A 17,650-nucleotide genomic window follows, 5' to 3' on the forward strand; every position below is an offset into this window, starting at 1 on the left:
GCGGAGCCGGGCAACGGTGATTACATAAAGCTGCCATCCCCCGCTTTGGGGGCGGACACGGCCGGGCAGGGACGCCGCGGCGAAGGCGGACGGTCCCAAGGCGGTGACTCCGCCGAGCTGCGGTCCGGCACCCATTCATCCGTGGGCACCGTGGACGCGCAACCGCACGTACAGGAAGCTGCCACGTCGCGCACCGGCTGGTGGCGCGCGCCCGTGTGCCGGGTCGTCCGGCGGACCTCTGCCGGTCGCCGGATGACACGGGCGGGCCGGCAGGTCCTGAGCCCGGACGGCACACCGGGGAAGCGGCTGGCATCTTGCTGTAAGTGAAGTTGCCGATATTCTGTGCAGCCGGTTAGACCTGACTCAGTTCACCCATTTTTGCGGAGTATTCACGGCATGGGGTCGATTCCCGGCCGTGCCTCCCGTGTCCGGCTGTCTGAAAGGTGACCACGTGAGCCCGAAGTGCATCGGTCTCGTATTCCCCACGTGCGGAGCGCAACGGCAGAGGGCGGGGGAAACGGGCCGGGAGAACTGGGCTCGGGCGATGAAGCGGATCCCGCTGTCGTGAATACCTCGACTGCGGAACGCGGACTGAGTGGAATAGGTGTACTCGACAAAGCGTCATTGTTGCTCGATGCGGTCGGCGCAGGCCCGGCCTCGCTGGCCGAACCGGTCGCGTCCACCGGTCTCGAGCGCCCCGCGGTGCACCGACTCACGCGTGCCCTGGAGCGCCCTCGGCTGCTGGACCGCGATACGCACGGCCGTTGCGTGCTGGGGTCACGACTGGGCGACCCGGATGTCACGACGTGGCAGGGACGGTTGAACGCGCGAGCCGCGTCGGTTCTGGTGCGGACACGGGACCCGGCCGGCGGGTCCGGGCGCTGCGCGGTGCCAGGTCCAGTGCCGCCGTACTGGCAGCTGTGCGGCGGAGGGGCCGGGCGCAGGACATCGACGAGGCGGGCCCGGGAACGATCTCGCTGTCGGCCGCGTCGGTGATGCCGGGAACAACGTGACCGCTGTGCTCTCGCGGTCGGCACCGGGCGACGGAGGGGTGCGCACTCCGGTTCCCCGTCCGGAGTGCGCACCGACGGTTGCTGGAACGCACGAGTGAGGAAAAGTCCATGACCAAGTCCAGCAGCACCGACACCAAGTGGTTCCGGCGTCATCCTGCGCGCAGGGCGGCGCGCAGGAGGATCGTCTGTCTGCCGCACGCGGGCGGTGCCGCCAGCTTCTTTCATTCCTGGGGACAGGCGTTCGGCGACGAGGTCGAGGTGCTGGCGGCGTGCTACCCGGGGCGACAGGAACGCTTCGCGGAACCCTGCCTCGACAGCATGGCGCCGTTGGCCGACGCGGTCGCCGAGCAACTGATCCCTTTCCTCGACCTTCCGGTGGCGCTTTTCGGCCACAGCATGGGAGCCTCACTCGCCTACGAAGTCGCCCTCCGCCTGGGGGACGACCACGGTGACCACCTCACGGGACTCTTCGTCTCCGCCCGTGAGGCCCCACACCTCACGACCCCGCGCACGGTTCACCTCAGGACGGACGAAGGGCTGGTGGCCGAGGCGAAACGGCTCGGCGGCACCGACTCCGTCCTGTTGGACGATCCCGGTCTCCGGGAACTCGTACTCCCCGCGCTGCGCGCCGACTTCCAGATATCCGGCACTTACCGGGCGTCCGAGCCCGTTCCGGTGCGATGCCCCGTTTTCGGTTATGCGGGAGACCAGGATTCGGTCAGAGTGGCCGATATGCAGGAGTGGTCCCAAGTGAGCACCGGCGGTTTCGGCCTGCGGGAGTTTCCGGGCGGTCACTTCTACCTCATCGCCGAACGGGACAGGCTGATCAGGGACATCGCCGGACGGATCGGCTGAGTCCGGCGGAAAGTCCAGCGCGTCAGCGGCCGGGCTGATTTCATAAATTCTATATGGATTAGGGCTTTCCGTTCGGTGGGGTGAACACTCTGTGCCGTTTGGAGCCGCGGTTTTGAACGGTCGATTCCAGACGCGCCACTGAAATGTGAGAGCTAATCTATTCGAGGGGTGTGAGTCGTGTGACCGCGACTGCTTCGAAACCGCGGCAGGTTGCCGCCAGGGCGGTGGACGTCGCCAAGTACTACGGGACCGGCGAGGCCCGGGTGGCGGCTCTGCGCGGGGTGAACGTCGAGCTCGTCGCCGGTGAGTTTACGGCTGTCATGGGCCCTTCGGGCTCCGGCAAGTCGACTCTCATGCACTGCCTGGCAGGTCTGGACCATGTGTCGTCCGGAGAGGTGTACGTCGGTGACGCCCGGGTCGACGGCATGTCCGACAAGGAACTCACCCAGCTGCGGCGCACGCGTATCGGCTTCATCTTCCAGCAGTTCAACCTGCTCCCGACGCTGACGGCGGAGGAGAACATCCTCCTGCCACTGAAGATCGCCGGTGGTACGCCGTCGAAGGACTGGTTCGACCGGGTCATCGACACGGTGGGTCTGGCCGGGCGGCTCCATCACCGTCCCACCGAGCTCTCCGGCGGACAGCAGCAGAGGGTGGCCTGTGCCCGTGCGCTCATGCCCCAGCCGGAGGTCATCTTCGCCGACGAGCCGACCGGCAACCTGGATTCCACCTCGAGCGCCGAAGTCCTCGAGTTCCTCCGGCACTCGGCCCGTTCGCTCGGTCAGACCATTGTCATGGTCACGCACGATCCGGCTGCGGCGTCGTACTCCGACCGCGTCGTCTTCCTCGCCGACGGCCAGATCGTCGGCGAGATCACCGAGCCGACGGCGGACGCCGTTCTCGACATGATGCGCAAGATCGACGTGCAGACGCGGGTGGCATGATGCTGACAGCGACGCTCAAGAGCCTCCTCTCCCGCAAGCTACGGCTCCTGATGTCGGGCCTGGCCATCGTCCTGGGCGTGATGTTCGTGTCCGGGGCCATGGTCATGAAGGACACTCTCGGCCGTTCCTTCGATGCCCAGTTCACCGGCGCCTATGACGACTTCGATCTTTACGTCTCGCTGAAGCCCAAGGTCGAGGAGGAGACCGGTGGGCCGGCTTCGGTGGTTCCCGCTCTGGACGCCTCGGCCGTGAACCGGGTGGCCGGGATCCCCGGGGTGGAGAAGGCCCGGGGGATCGTCAAGGCCGAGGGGGCGCGCGCCCTCGGCAAGGACCACAAGCTGGTGCCGAGCACCGGCGGCCCTCGGTACGGCGAGGGCTGGCGTGGTGAGAGCACACTGCTCACGTTGCGTTCCGGCCGCGGGCCGCAGACCGCCGACGAGGTCGTCATCAACGCCACGCTGGCCGAGAAGGCCGGCTTCAAGGCCGGTGACCGGATCGACGTGCTGACGACCGAGCCGAAGAAGTCCTTCACCGTGGTCGGCGTCTTCGGCTACTCCGAAGGCCGCGATTCCATCGGCGGCGAACAGACGGTCGCGTTCACCGAGCCGGTCGCCCAACAGCTCATGACGGGGAAGGCGGGTGCTTTCTCCGGCGTCGGCGTCGACACGGCCCCCGGTGTGCCGGCGGCCTCCGTCGGGAGCGCGATGGCCAAGGAACTGGGCGGCGCCTATGAGGTCGCCACCGCCGAGGAATTCGCGAAGAAGCAGTCCGACAAGGCCGGCGCCGTGCTGGACCTGATCAGCCAACTGCTTCTCGGTTTCGCCGGCATCGCGGTGTTCGTCAGCGTCTTCCTGATCGTCAACACCTTCTCGATCATCATCGCCCAGCGCCTGCGGGAGCTGGCCCTGCTGCGGGCGCTGGGCGCCAGCCGACGGCAGATGATCCATTCGGTGCTGCTGGAGTCGTTCGCGGTCGGACTGGTCGCCTCCGTGCTCGGTCTGGCCGCCGGCATCGGGGTGGGCGCGCTCGGTTCCAGCCTCGCGGGCAGCTCGATCGAAGGACTTCAGGTGGCTCCCCTCGGCGTACCGGCGGACGCCGTGGTGACCTCTTTCGCCGTAGGCATCCTGGTCACCGTGCTGGCCGCGCTCTTCCCGGCCGTGCGGGCCTCGCGGGTGGCGCCCATCGCCGTGATCCGCACGGCCGCCGTCCCGGACCGCAAGGGCCGCAAGCAGACCTGGACCGGTGCCGTCCTCCTCGGCCTCGGCGTCGTCCTACTGGCCCTCGGCCTGGCCGGATCCGGTGGGATGGGTACCGTCCTGCCCGCGGTACTGCTGAGCTTCGTCGGCGTCGCGCTGCTGACGCCGCTGGTGAGCCGGCCCACGGTGTGGGCGATCGGTGTGCTGTTCTCCCGAGCGCTGCCGGGCCAGCTCGGCCGCCGCAACGCGGCCCGCAACCCTCGCCGTACGGCGATCACCGCCTCGGCCATCATGGTCGGCGTCGCGCTGGTCACCACGGTGAGCACCCTCGCCGCGTCGTTCGAGGACAGCGTCACCGACCAGATCAAACGGACGCTCAAGTCCGACCTGGTGGTCAAGGGGGACGGTCCCTCGGCGGCCGGCGCGCCCATCGCCCCGGACGCGCTCGCTCAGGCCGCCAGGGTGCCGGGGGTGGAGAAGACTGCCGTCGCCATGCTCGACTCGGGCTCGGTGGACGGAGAAGCCCAGAGCGTCGCCTCCTGGCAGGACTGGGCCACGGCACAGGATGTCCTCGGGCTGACCGGGAAGGAGGGATCGCTCCTTCCTCCGGCCGCCGGGAGCGCCGTCATGGACGAGAGCTCTGCGAAGGCCCACGATCTCAAGGTCGGCGACAAGGTCACCGTCCAGCTGCAGCGCGGAGATCCGCACACCTACCAGGTCGCTGGCATCTTCGAGAGCACCGCGCTCTCCAACGGCATCGTGGTGCCGTGGGCCGACGCGCGGGCCGGCTTCAGCAGCGAGCTGCCGTCCCAGGCCTTCTTCGAACTGGACAAAGACACCGATGCGTCCTCCGTGCTGCCGCAGATCGAGAAGCTGCTCCAGGACAGCCCCGAGGCTGAGGTCATGACCAAGTCCGAGGTGATCGACGAGTTCAGCGCGGCCTTCGCCCTGCAGGTCACCATCGTGCAGGCTCTGCTGGGCGTGGCCATGCTCATCGCGGTGCTCGGCATCATCAACACGCTCGCCCTGTCCATCCTCGAACGGACCGCGGAGATGGGCGCCCTGCGGGCCATCGGCCTGGGCCGTGGACAGACCGTACGCATGATCATGACCGAGTCGATGCTGATCTCCCTCTTCGGCGCCGTGCTGGGGCTGGTGGTCGGCAGTGTGCTGGGCCTGGCGGTCTCCCGTGCCCTGAAGGATCAGGGCGTCAGCCACCTGGCACTTCCCTGGTCACAGATGCTGGCTTACCTGATCGGTGCTGCGGTCGTCGGTGTGATCGCTTCGCTCGCCCCCGCACGACGTGGGGCACGCCTCAGCGTGCTCCGCGCCATCAGCCACAGCTGATCGAGCCGCCCGCACGGGCGGTGCACTGACCGAGGGGTGGAGGGACGGATCCCCCGCCGACTCTCCACCCCTCCTCCACGGCCACCGCCGGACCTGCGCCGCAGGGGCGAAGCACGTCCGGGCGCGGTCGCTTCCCGACCCGGCCCGGCTGCTCCACCGCAGGCCCGCGGCCGCGGAGAGGCACCGGGGCACGGCCCGAGCGGGACCGTCCGCCACCGGACGGCATGCGGTGGTCCCGCCCCCGGTCTGCACCAAGCCGACAGTCCCGGCCGTACGGGGCGCACCGCGTCTACCGTTGCCGACGGCGCCGACTTCCACCCGGCCGACGGGCTCCACCGCACACCGAGGGAACATCCGCATGACTCTGCTGGCAGCCTTCACCTTCGAAGACGTCTCCCGATGGATGCTGGTCGTGCTGGCGGCAGCAGCCTCCCTCGGAGTCACCGTTTTCGGGGTCTCCGCGATTTCCCGGCGGCTCCTCGGCATACGTGTCGGTCCGCTGCGCGCACTCTGTGCCGGCCTGGTCGGGCTCGGCGCGCTCATGGCGTTCAAACCGATGATGCGGAACGACGAAGGCAGTGATGCCCTGTTCAGCGTTCAGGTCGCGCTGTCCGTTCTCGCTGCGATGGTCACCCTGGTCGTCATCGAGGTCTTCCTCCCCTACGGGAGCTGGACGACGCTGATGCGGGTCTGGCGTGCCATGGAAGGGCGGCTCAACCGGACGCGCCGTTACTCGCAGATCAGCCGGGTCTTCATGCGTCACGGCCTCAGCGGACTGCTGCGCGGCCGCGGCAACTGGGACCGCGCTCTGCGGCCGGGCGCATACGGCGAGCGCACCGCTCGATCGCTGCGGCTCGCGCTGGAGGAGTGCGGTGGGGCCCTGATCAAACTGGGCCAGGTCCTCTCCACCCGACGCGACCTGCTTCCCTCGCACTTCATCACTGAACTCAGCGGTCTGCAGAGCCGTGTGCCGGCTGCGCCCTGGCCCGAGATCGAGGCGGTGCTCCACGCGGAGCTGGGCCGGCCCGTCGACGAGGTCTTCGAGTGGATCGAGCACGTTCCGCTCGCGGCGGCGTCCATCGCCCAGGTGCACCGCGCCCGTCTCCGCGGCGGCCCCGTCGTCATCGTGAAGGTCCAGCGCCCTGGAATAGGCGAAGCGGTGGAGCGGGACCTCGCCATCGTCCTCGCCGTCACCCGAGGCATGCAAGAACGGACCCGCTCCGCACGGACCCTGGGCCTCAAGGATCTCGGGAACGGCTTCTGCAGGTCGGTGCGCGAGGAGCTGGACTTCCGCATCGAGGCCCGCAACTCGACCACGATCGCCGAGGCCTGTGGAGCCCTGGACGAGGACGCCCCGGTCCGCATCCCGCGGGTGTACTACGAGTTCACCTCGGCCAGGGTCCTGGTCCAGGAATGGCTGCAAGGGGTGACGCTCGACCGGGCGGGAGCGATCGCCGACCGCGACGGTCTGGACCGCCAGGAGCTGGCCCGCACCGCCTTCGCGGCCATGCTCCATCAGATACTGCGGGTGGGCGTCTTCCACGCCGATCCGCACCCGGGCAACCTGTTGCTGCTCGAGGACGGGCGGATCGCGCTGCTCGACTTCGGGTCGGTCGGCCGTATCGAACCGTCGGTGCGCCTGGCCATCCAGGAGCTCATGGTGGCCGTCGACCGGGCGGACGCGGCCGGGCTGCACGACGCCCTCATCGCGATGTTGGGCACCCGCGCCACAGCGGGCGGAGACCTCATGCCCGACTCGCTGCTGCTGGAGCGGGAGCTGGGGCAGTTCATGGCACAGCACCTCGGCGCCGGGACCCGGCTGGACACCGAGACGTTCACCGCGCTGTTCCAGATCGTCACGCGTTTCGGGCTCTCCGTGCCGCCCGAGGTCGCCGCCGTCTTCCGGGCCCTGGCCACGGTGGAGGGCACGCTCTGCCAACTCTCTCCCGGCTTCGACATGCTGGAGGAGGGGAGGACGTTCGCCGCCGCGCTGCTCGACGACCAGCTGAGATTCCGCAAGGGGGGTGCATGGCGCCGGCAGGAGGAGAAGAGCGCGTTCGGCTCTCTGTGGGGCGGCGCGGCCCAGGAGATCCTCTCGATCGTGCCCATGCTGCGCCGGCTGCCCAGACGCGCCGACCGCATCAGCGCCTCGCTGGAGGACGGGCGGTTCGCGGTGCGCGTACGGATACTCGCCGACGAACGGGAACAGCGGTTCGTCTCCGGGCTGATCCACCAGATGACCGTCACTCTGCTGGCGGCCTGTACGGGGCTGATGGGCGTGCTGCTGCTGGTGTTCGGCACCAGCCGCGGTCCGCGCGTCACCGAGCAGATGGGACTGTTCCCGTTGCTCGGTTACCAGTGTCTCGCGGTGAGCGCGATCCTGATGCTGCGGGCGCTGTACACGGCGATGAGGCGGCCCGGCTGACGCCGCCGCACCTCGCTCGCACCGGGGCCCGCCACGGCTCGCAGACACCGCGGCAGGCCCCGGCGCGTCGTCACGGCCGGCCCGGTACGACACTGCGGTGGATCCGGTGCGGCGGCGTCGGCCGGGCGGCGGTCAGGGCCCGATGCCGACACCAACCTGGTCCGCGAATCGGTGCAAACCGCCCTCGGGGCCCGGACCGCCGCCGTGCCGAGGCGCTCGCCTTGCAGCTTCCTGCATCGCCCATTGCCCCTGTAGTTCAGATGGTCTGATATGGAGTAGAAATTATCGAGAGCCGGTGTATCGGTGCCGGTGCCCGCAGGTCCGTTCGAGACGCGCCGGTAAGACAGGGGGAAACATGCACGAGCGTGAGTTCCGCGCTTTCGTGTCCGTAGCTGAAATTGGACGCATGGACCAGGCCGCGAAGGAGTTGGGATATTCGCAGCCTGCGATCAGCTACCAGATCAAGTGTCTGGAGCAGATGTTGGGTACAAAGCTCTTCACCCGGGATTCGACGGGGGCGCGGCTCACTCGGGAAGGCCGCATGATTCTTCCGTCCGCCCGGGCGGTGCTCACCCTGATCGACAGCATGAAAGGCGTGTGTGCGGCCTGACCGGGAGAGCTTCGGATCGGGTTCACCGGGCCGGATCCGGATTTCTTATTCCCGTCATCGAACCGACCGCCCGGTCGGCGGACCGGATTCCGTGACCGGCATGAGGGTCCTCGTGCCGGCTCCAGCCGTTGGCGTCCAGCACTCGTCGTACACCCGCGACGGAAGCGGGATCCACGAGCAGTTCGACGAGGCCGCGGGGTTGATCGATGGAATGCTCGATGCGCACGTCCTCGACGTTGACTTCCGCCTCGCTCACGGCGGAGAACAGGGCGGCCAGCGCACCGGGCTGGTCCGGTATGGCCACCGGAATGGCGACGAACTCGTCCGGCCGCGCACGCTGTTTGTGCGGCACCCGGGCGTGTCCCCGGTTGCCACGCCGCAGAATCCGGTCGAGTTCGCCGGTGGCCCGGGCCCGCACTGCGGCATCGGCACTGCGCTGGGCACGCAGAACCGAGAGCAGTCGGTCCAGATCGGCGGCGAAGGCCTCGAGAACGCTGGTGACCGCCTCGGCGTTCGCCTCCAGGATGTCCCCCCAGAGCGCGGGCTCGCCCGCCGCGATACGGGTGACGTCCCGCAGTCCCTGCCCCGACACCCGGATGTGTTCGCTCTCCGCCTCCTCCAGACGGGCCGCCATCAAGGAGGAGATCAGGTGCGGGGCGTGCGAGGTCAGCGCGACGGCACGGTCGTGGCCGGCGGCGTCCATGAGGACGGGGACCCCGCCGCACAGCGACACCAGTTCCAGGCCCCGGTTGAGCGAGGCGCGATCGGTCCGGGGCGACGGCGTGAGGACCCACGGACGGCCCTCGAAGAGGTCGGCCCGGGCCGCCAGCGGTCCGGAGCGCTCACTGCCGGCAAGGGGGTGCCCTCCGATGTAACTGGACGGATCCCCGCCGGCCGAGGCGACCTCGTCGCTCGGCCGTGCCTTGACGCTGGCGACGTCGGTGTAGGTGTGGGCCAGGTCGTCGAGTTGACAGCGGGCGAGTACGGCTCCTATCCGGCCCGGCGGCACGGCCAGGACAGCGAGGTCGACCTGTTTGCCGGGGAGCTGCAGAGAACCTGCCCCCAGCGCTTCAGCCGTCCTTGCCGCGGTCGTGTCCGTGTCGTCCAGGTACACGGTCACGCCCCGCCGGCTCAGTGCCAGGGCGACGGACGTGCCGATCAGGCCCGTCCCGACGACTATCGCGGTTCTCATCGTGCGTCACATCCCGGCAACGGCGGTGGGAGCGCCACCGCGCGACGTCTCGGCCCGGAGGAAGGCGGCCAGCCGTGCGACGCCCTCCTCGATCTCCCCGTGACTCAGATAGCTGAAGGACAGCCGGATGGAGTGCTCACCGCCCCCGTCGGGATAGAAGTACGACATCGGGGTCCAGATGACGCCGTGTTCACCGGCGGATCGCAGCAGCGCGCCCTCGTCCGCAGCGAAGGACACCTGGACCGTGAGGAAGAAACCGCCGGTGGGAGTGTTCCAGCTGATACCCAGCTCCCGACGTCGGTCCTCGGGGAACTGCCGCTCCAGCTGTTCCAGGGTCACCCGGAGGGCCTCGCCGTAATGTTTGGCAGGGACGGCGTTGTGCTCGGTGAGACGCCCGCCGGAGGCCAGCAGGGCGCCGGCGACAGCCGCCTGGCTCAGTGCCGGGGTGTTCACGGTGACCATACTCTTGATCTTGGCGAGCTCGTCGGCGAGCAGGCTGTCCGCTCCCAGCGCGTCGGTCACCGGCTGGTCGGCGACCACGAACCCGACACGGGCGCCGGGGAAGACCGACTTGGAGTACGAACCGAGGTGCACCACTCGGCGGGCCCGGTCGAGCGATTTGAGCGTCGGCCGCTGGAGGCCCGGACTGACCAGTCGGTAGGGACTGTCCTCGATGATCAGCAGATCGTGCCGGGCGGCCGTTTCCAGCAGCTCACGCCGGGCCTGCGAGGACATGGAGACGCCTGAGGGGTTCGCATGGTCGGGCACCACGTAGAACGCCCTCGGCCTGCGCCCTGCTGCCTTCTCGGTGAGGACGGCGCTCTCGACGTCGGCGCAGTCGATCCCGTCGGTGCCCTCCCCGACCGGACGCACCGGGATGTCGAGCAGCCGTGCGGCGCCGGTGATCCCCACGTAGCAGGGACTGGCGACGAGCAGCACGTCGTCCGGCCCCGCGCACAGCGCGCGAAGGGTCAGGAGCATCCCCTCCTGGGCGCCGACCGTGACCACGATCGACTCGGGGGCCACGTCGATGGATTCATCGGCGCGGAGCGAGTCGGCGACGAGTTCACGGATCAGGCCCGCAGTCGGACCGTACTGGTACATGGCGGTGCGGATGCCGGCCGCCGAGGTGCCGCGCGCGGTCAGATGGCCGATGTAGCGACGGATGTGGCCGAAGACGTCCTCGACGTCGAAGAAGTCCTCGTACGGCCGTCCGGGAGCGAAGGACACGGCGTCGGGGAAGCGGCCTGTGATCTCGTTGAGGAAGTTCATGGTGTCCAGCACGGGGTCGGACACGCTGCCGTGCAGGTCTTCCCTGTACAGGACCGTCGGCCCGCCGGGAGTCGGCGGACGGGTGCGCGCGGCCGACGCGGTGCGTGTCGCCGATGACGGCGACACGGTGCTCGGCGGATGCAGCAGCGTCCTGTCCACCTCGGCCGTGCCGGCGGTTCCCGTCAACATCATGGCTTCCGCCAGTTCGTCGACGACCAGCTCCAGCACGTGCGCCGCACCGGGTTCCCCGTCCACGGCCAGGCCGTGCAGCACTGGCCGGCCCAGCAGGACGGCGTCGGCGCCGAGCGCCAGAGCCGCGAGCACGTCCCTGCCCCGGCGGACGCCGCCGTCCAGGAGCAGGGGACAACGGCCCTTGACGGCGTCGGCGGTCTCCGCCAGTACGTCCAGGGTGGCGGGAGAGCCGTCGAGTTGCCGTCCGCCGTGGTTGGAGACGAGGATTCCGTCCACGCCCGCGCGCACGGCGCGGGCGGCGTCCTCACCGGTCATGATCCCTTTGACCAGTACGGGGAGCGTGGAGACCGACCGCAGCCAGGCGATCACCGACCAGTCGAGCGATGCGTCGATGGCGGTGCGGCTGTGCCCCGACGGGGAGGAGTAGTCGGTCCCGTCCGCGGGGAGGTTGGCGGGCGACACGTGCGGCGGCAGCCGGAAGCCGCTGCGCAGGTCGCGCAGCCGCCGGCCGAGCCGCGGTGTGTCGACCGTCAGCACCAGCGCCTCGAAACCCGTCCGCTCCGCACGCTCGATGAGCCGGCGCGTGGTCGCGCGGTCGCGGAAGCAGTAGACCTGAAGCCACAGAGGAGCGTTCGCGGCCTGGGCGATGTCCTCGAATGTCCGGCCCGCGAAGGTGCTCACGACCAGCGGCACCCCGGCGGCTCCGGCGGCCTTCGCCGTGGCGGTTTCCCCGTCCGGGTGAACCAGGGTGTGGTACGCCATGGGCGCCACCGCAACCGGCGCCGCCCACCTCCGCCCGAGGACGGTGGTGGACAGGTCGCATCCGCCCGCGCCGGTCAGCACGCGGGTGCGCAGTCGGACCTCGTCGAAGGCCTGTACGTTGGCGGCGAGTGTCTGTTCCTGCCCGGCACCGCCCTCGATGAAGTCCCAGACGGCGGGATCGGTGCGGGCGCGCGCACGCGCGGCGTACTCGGAGAGGGAGAAGGGGCGTCGCTGGTCCGGCGGGAGACCGCGTCCGCTCATGAGGCGGATTCCCGGGCACGCTCCACGGCCTCGTACAGAGCACGGATGTTGGAGCTTCCGAAGCCCTTGGCTCCGTGCCGCTGGATGAGCTCGAAGAAGAGCGTGCGCCGTTCGTAGGGGGAGCGGGTGAACAACTGCAGCAAGTAGCCCCACTCGTCCCGGTCGGCGAGCACGTTCGTCTTGCGGAGTTCGGCGATCCCCTCGTCGAGGCCGGAGATCCGAGCCGCCAGGGCGTCGTAGTAGGTGCCGGGAGTCTGCAGGAACTCGATGCCGCGGGCCTCGAAGTCCAGGACGGCGGGGACGATCTCGTCGACGAGGAACGCCAGGTGCTGCACGCCCGCGCCGCCGTTGCGCGCCAGGAACTCGTCGATCTGGCCGGGCTTCTTCGTTGCGTCGGGCTCGATGATGGTGAAGGTGATCCCGGCGGAGAGGCTGCGCACCACGATGGAGTCCATGGCCTGCTCACCGACGGCGACGTATTCGCTGGAGTACTCCTCGAAGCCGAATCCGTCGATGTAGTACCGGACCGTGTCGTGCAGCGTCCCTGCTTCGAGGCAGACCGCGATGTGGTCGAGCTTGGCCAGTTCGTGCGCCGGACCGTCGTGCGCCGGGGACTTCGGCGTCAAGACCCAGTCCCACCCGGCGGGCAGTTCGAACGCCTGCCCGGCCGCACGCCGGACGAGGGTGTGGCGCGTTGCCCCGAACCCGGAGACGACGGGACACGCGGCCTGGTCCGGCGTCAGGTCGCGGGCGCCCGCGGCGAGGGCGCCCTCCCGGACCGCGGCGGGATCCTCGCAGGAGAAAGCGATGTCGGCGATGCCGTCGCCGTGTGCGGCCAGAAAGCCGGCGACGCCGGGTCCCGAAGTGATCACCAGCTGGATGTCGTTCTGTCGCAGCAGTGTCGAATCGAGGCCATCGGCACTGCACGTCGCCTTTTCGGCGAAACCGAACTTGGAAGAGAAGTAGTTCTTCGTCTTCTGCTGGTCGCTGGTGTAAATCTCGATGTACTCGACGTCATGTGCGGTCACGTTGTTCCCCATCCGACGTTTGGGTGGCCGGCCGTCGAAAAACCCTCTCGATGATTCAAGGGTGGGCCGGATCGACACTTCTGAACGTTCAGTGCGGCGTAAATTTAACGCGTCGCCGCACTTATCTGAACATGTATCTCGGGCCTGGCATTTTGCTGCCAGGCTTCATGAAAGGCGCAGCGTGTGCCGACGGGCCGGGCGGACCGGCCGGCGTTCACGCGGTGACCGGGGCCGCGGCGCCCTCGTGACGCGCCGGACGGAGCGAGCTCACATGACCGGGCAGCCGGGCCCAGACCGCGGGGGTGTAGAAGTGGCCGCCGGGCAGCCGTGTCGAGGTGAACCCGGCGGTACTGAGCTGCTGCCATCGTTCCGTGGCGGCGGGGCCGTCCAGGTAGTCCTCCTCGCCGTGGAGGAAATGCAGCGGTACACGCGCTCGTTCGCCCGCGCGGTACCGGTACGTGTCCATGACCTGCATGTCGGCGCGCAGTATCTCCACCGCGATCTGCATGATCTCGGGGTCGGCGCGCGCCCCGTCGGAGAGCTGGCCGTTCGCGCTCATCCAGTCGAGCAGGTATTCGTCGCTGTCCCGGACCGTGGGCGGCGAATCCCGGTCCTCCTTCCAGCGGGTGGGGGCGTCGGCGGCCGAGACGATCAGCGACTGCGGCGGGGCCAGGCCGGCGCGGTCCGCCCGTACCGCGAGGTCGAAGGCGACCCACGCTCCCATGCTGTGTCCGAGCAGGGTGTACGGCCGCCCCGCGATCCCGCGCAGTGCGCTCACGGCGTCCGCCAGCAATTCGTCCCAGTCCCGTGCGAACGGTGAGGTGAACCGCCCCTCACGTCCCGGATAGCAGTACAACACCAGTTCGACGTCGTCCGGCAGGCTGCGGGCCCAGGGCCGGAAGGACGCGGTGCCGCCTCCGCAGAAGCTCATGCAGAGCAGCGTCAGGGCAGCGTGGGGCCGCGGCAGCGGGCGAACCAGAGCCCTGGACATCTGAACTCCTCGCGTCATAGGGGGCAGCGTGGACAACGTACCGGGGAAAAGCGCACCACGCTTCGGATGGGCAAGAATTCTTCGATGCCTGCAAGGGTCGATCCGGCACGCTGGGAGATGTGTCGGAAGGGGAGGGCGTCGGGAAGCGGAAATACCGCACCCAATGGCCGGGGTGAGGGTGCGCGGTCGTCATTGTGCAGGGGGGAGGTACCTTCGGCAATGGTTTATTGAATTCTTTTCATCGAAGACTTCCAAACGTGGCCCCGCTCTGCCTCGCCGATGTTTGCAGGAGCTTTCCGGGCGGCCTATGGTCGCCTGGAACGAGGACGTGCATGAAGCCGGGGAGGCGCCCTGTCCGATTCTCTTCGAGGCGCCGACGGGCTTGAACGCCGGGCGTGCGAGAACCGGTCCGGGAAGGCTCGGTCCTCGAACCGAGACGGTGTGCCGACCGGGGCGCGGGCCGGCCGGCGCCCTTGTGAGGCCACTGGAGCACAGACACATGAGTACATACGACCGACTGATCGAGCTGCTCGACCGAGGGCAGGCACGTTTCCGACTCATCGACCATGCTCCCGAGGGGCGCACCGGTCCCGCCAGTGTCCTCCGGCGCCATGCCACGGCCCAGGCCGCCAAATGCCTGGTCGTACGGGTGGCTCTCGGGCGCCGGTCCAGGCGCTACGTGCTCGCCGTCGTCCCGGGGGACTGCAGAGTGGACCTGGACGGGCTGAACGACCTCTACTCCGGCAGGGAAACGTCCTTCGCCTCCCGTGAGGCGGCCGAACGGCTGACGGGCAGCGTCAGCGGTTCCATACCCCCCTTCGCGTTCCACGCCGACCTGGAGCTCGTGGTTGACCCGACCCTGTTGGTGCACGACGAGATCTTCTTCAACGCGGCCCGGCTGGACCGCTCGGTGGCACTGGCCACCTCGGACTATCTGACGCTGGCCGGCCCGCTGGTGCAGCGCATCGCCGAGCCGTCACCGGAGGTTCTCACGACGGCGGCCGCCTCCGACGCGCACGGCGACGACGCGGCATGAGTCCCGCACCCCGCGGCGCCAGGGCGGCCGCAGCCGGCGCGCTCGCCGGGAGTGCGTACGCGTCGATGCCGTGCCGGCCTCGGCGACGGGGCTGTTCGCGCGCATCCACGTCGTGCAGCCCCGGCGAGCGCACGTGACCGGGCATCGCGCCGGGCCGGGCGGCGGCCGGACCGCTGATCGGCGTCTCCGCCGGCACCTCCCGGGTCCGATGACATCACCCTCAGGCCGTCCCACCGGCAGGGACGGCGATCATGCCGGACCCCGGAGGCCGGTGGCTCTTGCGCAGGAGTCGAAGAGGAGGGTGAGGGCCGAACGGCGCCCACCGGTGCAGCCTTCGTACTCAGAATCGATTTTTTGATGCGGGCTGTCGGCCGGGGGAGCGTCCGGTGAGGATGAGCCGGTAGCCAGCCGGCGAGCCGAACGCCGGCAGCAGGATCCGCCGGCCTGGTCCGCAGGGGCAGCCAGTGCCGACGGGGCGCCTTTCCGTCCGATCCGCGGCCTCGGCCGAGCCAACCGCTCGGCGCGTGCCGGATCGGCCGCACCGCATCGAGGCGACTTCGACGGTGCCCCAGCGGCTTCCACCGGAGCGGAGCCGCCCGAACCGCCGTGGTCAGCCGGCTCGTGACCGGCAGACACTGATACCGAGAGGCCTGCTGTGGAGACCATCCGCGTCGAAGACCTTAGTAAGTCCTACGGGAAGAACCAGGCCCTGTCCGAGGTCGGTTTCGCGGCCCGGCCGGGCACTGTGCTCGGGCTGCTGGGCCCGAACGGTTCCGGCAAGACGACCACCGTGCGCATTCTCTCGACCCTCCTGCGCGCGGACTCGGGACGGGCCTGGATCGACGGGCACGACGTCGCGGAACAGCCTCATCTGGTACGGGCGGCGATCGGGCTCACCGGCCAGTACGCGGCGGTGGACGACGACCTCTCCGGTCGGCACAACCTGGAGCTGATCGGCCGTCTGCTGGGACTGCCCCGTGCGGCGGCGCGCGGGCGGGCGGACGAGCTGATCCAACGGTTCCAGCTGGAGGACGCGGCCTCCCGCATGGCCAAGACCTACTCCGGAGGCATGCGGCGCCGGCTGGACGTAGCGGCCAGCCTGGTCGGGCGCCCGAGCGTCCTCTTCCTCGACGAGCCGACCACCGGTCTCGATCCGCGCAGCCGCACCGAGGTCTGGACGCTGGTGCGCGAGCTGGTCGCGGACGGGGTGACGGTGCTGCTCACCACGCAGTACCTGGAAGAAGCCGACCACCTCGCGAACGACCTGGTGGTGCTCGACCAGGGGAAGGTGGTGGCCACCGGCACCCCCACCGAACTCAAGGCCCGCGTGGGCGGACTTGCACTGCAGGTCCGCATCGAGGACCCCTCCCGCTGCGCCCAGGCGGCCGCCTACGTCGCCGCCGCGACCGGAGCGGAGGCGACGGTGGACGAAGACACCGGCCTGATCGGCGCCCCGGCCGGAGACACCGCGGCGCTGCGGCAGCTCACCGAACAGCTCGAGGCCGCCGGCATCTCCTTCTTCGAACTGGGCCTGCGGCAGGCCACCCTCGACGAGGTGTTCCTCGAGCTGACCGGTCATCGCAGCAGACAGACAGCCGATGCCCCGGACGCCGTGACGGCCGGTGCCGCCGAAAGGAACGCCCGATGAGCAGCATCACCGAGAAGAGCGCCCCGGTCCGGTCGAAGGAGCTGACGGTCCGCGGCCACCTGCTGCGCCACACGCTGACCCTGGCCGGCCGGAACCTGACCAAGTTGCGCACCTCGCCGCAGATCGTCATCTTCAGCGCCCTGCAGCCCATCATCATGATGCTGATGTTCATGGTTCTGTTCGCCGGCGCGGTGGCGGGCAGCCAGGAGGAGTACCTGCAGTTCCTGCTGCCGGGAATGCTGGCGCAGAACGCGGCCTTCATGGTCACCACCGTGGGGCAGGCGATCAACAGCGACATCGACAAGGGCATCTTCGACCGGTTCCGGAGCCTGCCCATCGCACGGTCCGCGCCACTGGTCGCGCACATCCTCGGGGACCTGCCGCGGCAGGCCGCCGCCACCGTGGTCATTCTCGTTTTCGGTGTCTGCGTCGGATTCCGGCTGCACACCGACCCCCTCTCGGTCCTGCTGGCCGTCCTGATCGTGCTGCTGGTGTCCTTCTCCCTGTCCTGGATCGCGCTGACGATCGGCCTGATCGCGGACAAGCCCGAGTCGGTCAACATGCTGGTGATGATCGTGCTGTTCCCGATGGCCTTCGGCAGCAACACCATGGTCGCCACCGAGACGCTCCCGGGATGGCTTCAGGCCTGGGCCAAGATCAACCCGGTCACCCACCTGTCGGACGCCGTAAGGGGACTGCTGTCCGGGCCCACTTCGGGCGTCGGCTCCTCCATCGGCACGACCACGCTGGCCTGCGCCGTCGTCATGGCCGTGTTCGTGCCGCTGGCCGTCCGTTCGTACGCCCGCCGCATCTAGCGCCCGTCGTTTCGACGATCCGGACCACCCACCACTTTGTGCACCGCAGAAGGGGACGTTGAC

The 17,650-nt window shown here is 69.3% G+C and carries 13 protein-coding genes; 9 read left to right on the plus strand and 4 right to left on the minus strand.

Annotation, left to right across the window (positions count from 1 at the left end):
* The first annotated feature begins 564 nt into the window (after window positions 1-564).
* From AB0A94_RS23685 to AB0A94_RS23710, 6 genes are all read left to right on the plus strand, one after another.
* Complete coding sequence (locus tag AB0A94_RS23685; protein WP_361747291.1) at window positions 565-996, plus strand: helix-turn-helix domain-containing protein; 432 nt, start codon at window positions 565-567, stop codon at window positions 994-996.
* Between the two features lie 95 nt (window positions 997-1,091).
* Entirely contained in the window at window positions 1,092-1,868 is a 777-nt protein-coding gene (locus AB0A94_RS23690; RefSeq protein ID WP_361747292.1) for an alpha/beta fold hydrolase, read from the plus strand.
* A 170-nt stretch (window positions 1,869-2,038) separates the two neighbouring features.
* Window positions 2,039-2,812: an ABC transporter ATP-binding protein gene (locus tag AB0A94_RS23695; RefSeq protein WP_361747295.1), complete on the plus strand. Its 774-nt coding sequence runs from the start codon at window positions 2,039-2,041 to the stop codon at window positions 2,810-2,812.
* Window positions 2,809-5,355 (plus strand): ABC transporter permease, encoded by a 2,547-nt coding sequence (locus AB0A94_RS23700; protein WP_361747297.1) that lies wholly within the window; start codon window positions 2,809-2,811, stop codon window positions 5,353-5,355. Before AB0A94_RS23695 ends, AB0A94_RS23700 begins: the two co-directional genes overlap by 4 nt.
* 358 nt (window positions 5,356-5,713) lie before the next feature.
* The gene (locus AB0A94_RS23705) at window positions 5,714-7,780 is read left to right on the plus strand and encodes an AarF/UbiB family protein (RefSeq protein ID WP_361747299.1); all 2,067 of its coding nucleotides are present in this window, start codon (window positions 5,714-5,716) and stop codon (window positions 7,778-7,780) included.
* A 355-nt stretch (window positions 7,781-8,135) separates the two neighbouring features.
* Window positions 8,136-8,390, plus strand: coding sequence for a LysR family transcriptional regulator (locus AB0A94_RS23710; RefSeq protein WP_352384188.1), 255 nt, complete (start codon window positions 8,136-8,138; stop codon window positions 8,388-8,390).
* Window positions 8,391-8,412: 22 nt separating this feature from the next.
* Here AB0A94_RS23710 and AB0A94_RS23715 read toward each other — a convergent pair whose 3' ends face one another.
* From AB0A94_RS23715 to AB0A94_RS23730, 4 genes are all read right to left on the minus strand, one after another.
* Window positions 8,413-9,582 (minus strand): prephenate dehydrogenase, encoded by a 1,170-nt coding sequence (locus AB0A94_RS23715; RefSeq protein WP_361747301.1) that lies wholly within the window; start codon window positions 9,580-9,582, stop codon window positions 8,413-8,415.
* A gap of 6 nt (window positions 9,583-9,588) precedes the next feature.
* Entirely contained in the window at window positions 9,589-12,069 is a 2,481-nt protein-coding gene (locus AB0A94_RS23720; RefSeq protein ID WP_361747303.1) for an aminotransferase class I/II-fold pyridoxal phosphate-dependent enzyme, read from the minus strand.
* Window positions 12,066-13,097 (minus strand): 4-hydroxyphenylpyruvate dioxygenase, encoded by a 1,032-nt coding sequence (gene hppD / locus AB0A94_RS23725; RefSeq protein ID WP_361747305.1) that lies wholly within the window; start codon window positions 13,095-13,097, stop codon window positions 12,066-12,068. Before hppD ends, AB0A94_RS23720 begins: the two co-directional genes overlap by 4 nt.
* A gap of 214 nt (window positions 13,098-13,311) precedes the next feature.
* Complete coding sequence (locus AB0A94_RS23730) at window positions 13,312-14,028, minus strand: alpha/beta fold hydrolase (RefSeq protein ID WP_361747307.1); 717 nt, start codon at window positions 14,026-14,028, stop codon at window positions 13,312-13,314.
* A gap of 559 nt (window positions 14,029-14,587) precedes the next feature.
* Between AB0A94_RS23730 and AB0A94_RS23735 the strand changes: the two genes are divergently transcribed.
* The 3 genes from AB0A94_RS23735 (at window position 14,588) to AB0A94_RS23745 (ending at window position 17,587) form a co-directional block, all read left to right on the plus strand.
* Window positions 14,588-15,124, plus strand: coding sequence for a YbaK/EbsC family protein (locus AB0A94_RS23735; RefSeq protein WP_361747309.1), 537 nt, complete (start codon window positions 14,588-14,590; stop codon window positions 15,122-15,124).
* Between the two features lie 655 nt (window positions 15,125-15,779).
* The gene (locus AB0A94_RS23740) at window positions 15,780-16,772 is read left to right on the plus strand and encodes an ATP-binding cassette domain-containing protein (RefSeq protein ID WP_352384200.1); all 993 of its coding nucleotides are present in this window, start codon (window positions 15,780-15,782) and stop codon (window positions 16,770-16,772) included.
* Window positions 16,769-17,587, plus strand: a complete 819-nt coding sequence (locus tag AB0A94_RS23745; RefSeq protein WP_361747311.1) for an ABC transporter permease — start codon at window positions 16,769-16,771, stop codon at window positions 17,585-17,587. The genes AB0A94_RS23740 and AB0A94_RS23745 overlap by 4 nt, the downstream gene beginning before the upstream one ends.
* The last annotated feature ends 63 nt before the right edge of the window (window positions 17,588-17,650 follow it).

This window comes from Streptomyces sp. NPDC044984 (assembly GCF_040646935.1).
In the GTDB taxonomy this organism is placed as follows: domain Bacteria; phylum Actinomycetota; class Actinomycetes; order Streptomycetales; family Streptomycetaceae; genus Streptomyces.

Excerpts from the sequence above, each read along its gene's own strand:
- AB0A94_RS23715 (WP_361747301.1), bottom strand. The coding sequence starts at position 9,582 with ATGAGAACCGCGATAGTCGTCGGGACGGGCCTGATCGGCACGTCCGTC.
- AB0A94_RS23735 (WP_361747309.1), top strand. The coding sequence starts at position 14,588 with ATGAGTACATACGACCGACTGATCGAGCTGCTCGACCGAGGGCAGGCA.
- AB0A94_RS23745 (WP_361747311.1), top strand. The coding sequence starts at position 16,769 with ATGAGCAGCATCACCGAGAAGAGCGCCCCGGTCCGGTCGAAGGAGCTG.
- AB0A94_RS23720 (WP_361747303.1), bottom strand. The coding sequence starts at position 12,069 with ATGAGCGGACGCGGTCTCCCGCCGGACCAGCGACGCCCCTTCTCCCTC.
- AB0A94_RS23700 (WP_361747297.1), top strand. The coding sequence starts at position 2,809 with ATGATGCTGACAGCGACGCTCAAGAGCCTCCTCTCCCGCAAGCTACGG.
- AB0A94_RS23705 (WP_361747299.1), top strand. The coding sequence starts at position 5,714 with ATGACTCTGCTGGCAGCCTTCACCTTCGAAGACGTCTCCCGATGGATG.
- AB0A94_RS23710 (WP_352384188.1), top strand. The coding sequence starts at position 8,136 with ATGCACGAGCGTGAGTTCCGCGCTTTCGTGTCCGTAGCTGAAATTGGA.
- AB0A94_RS23730 (WP_361747307.1), bottom strand. The coding sequence starts at position 14,028 with ATGAGCTTCTGCGGAGGCGGCACCGCGTCCTTCCGGCCCTGGGCCCGC.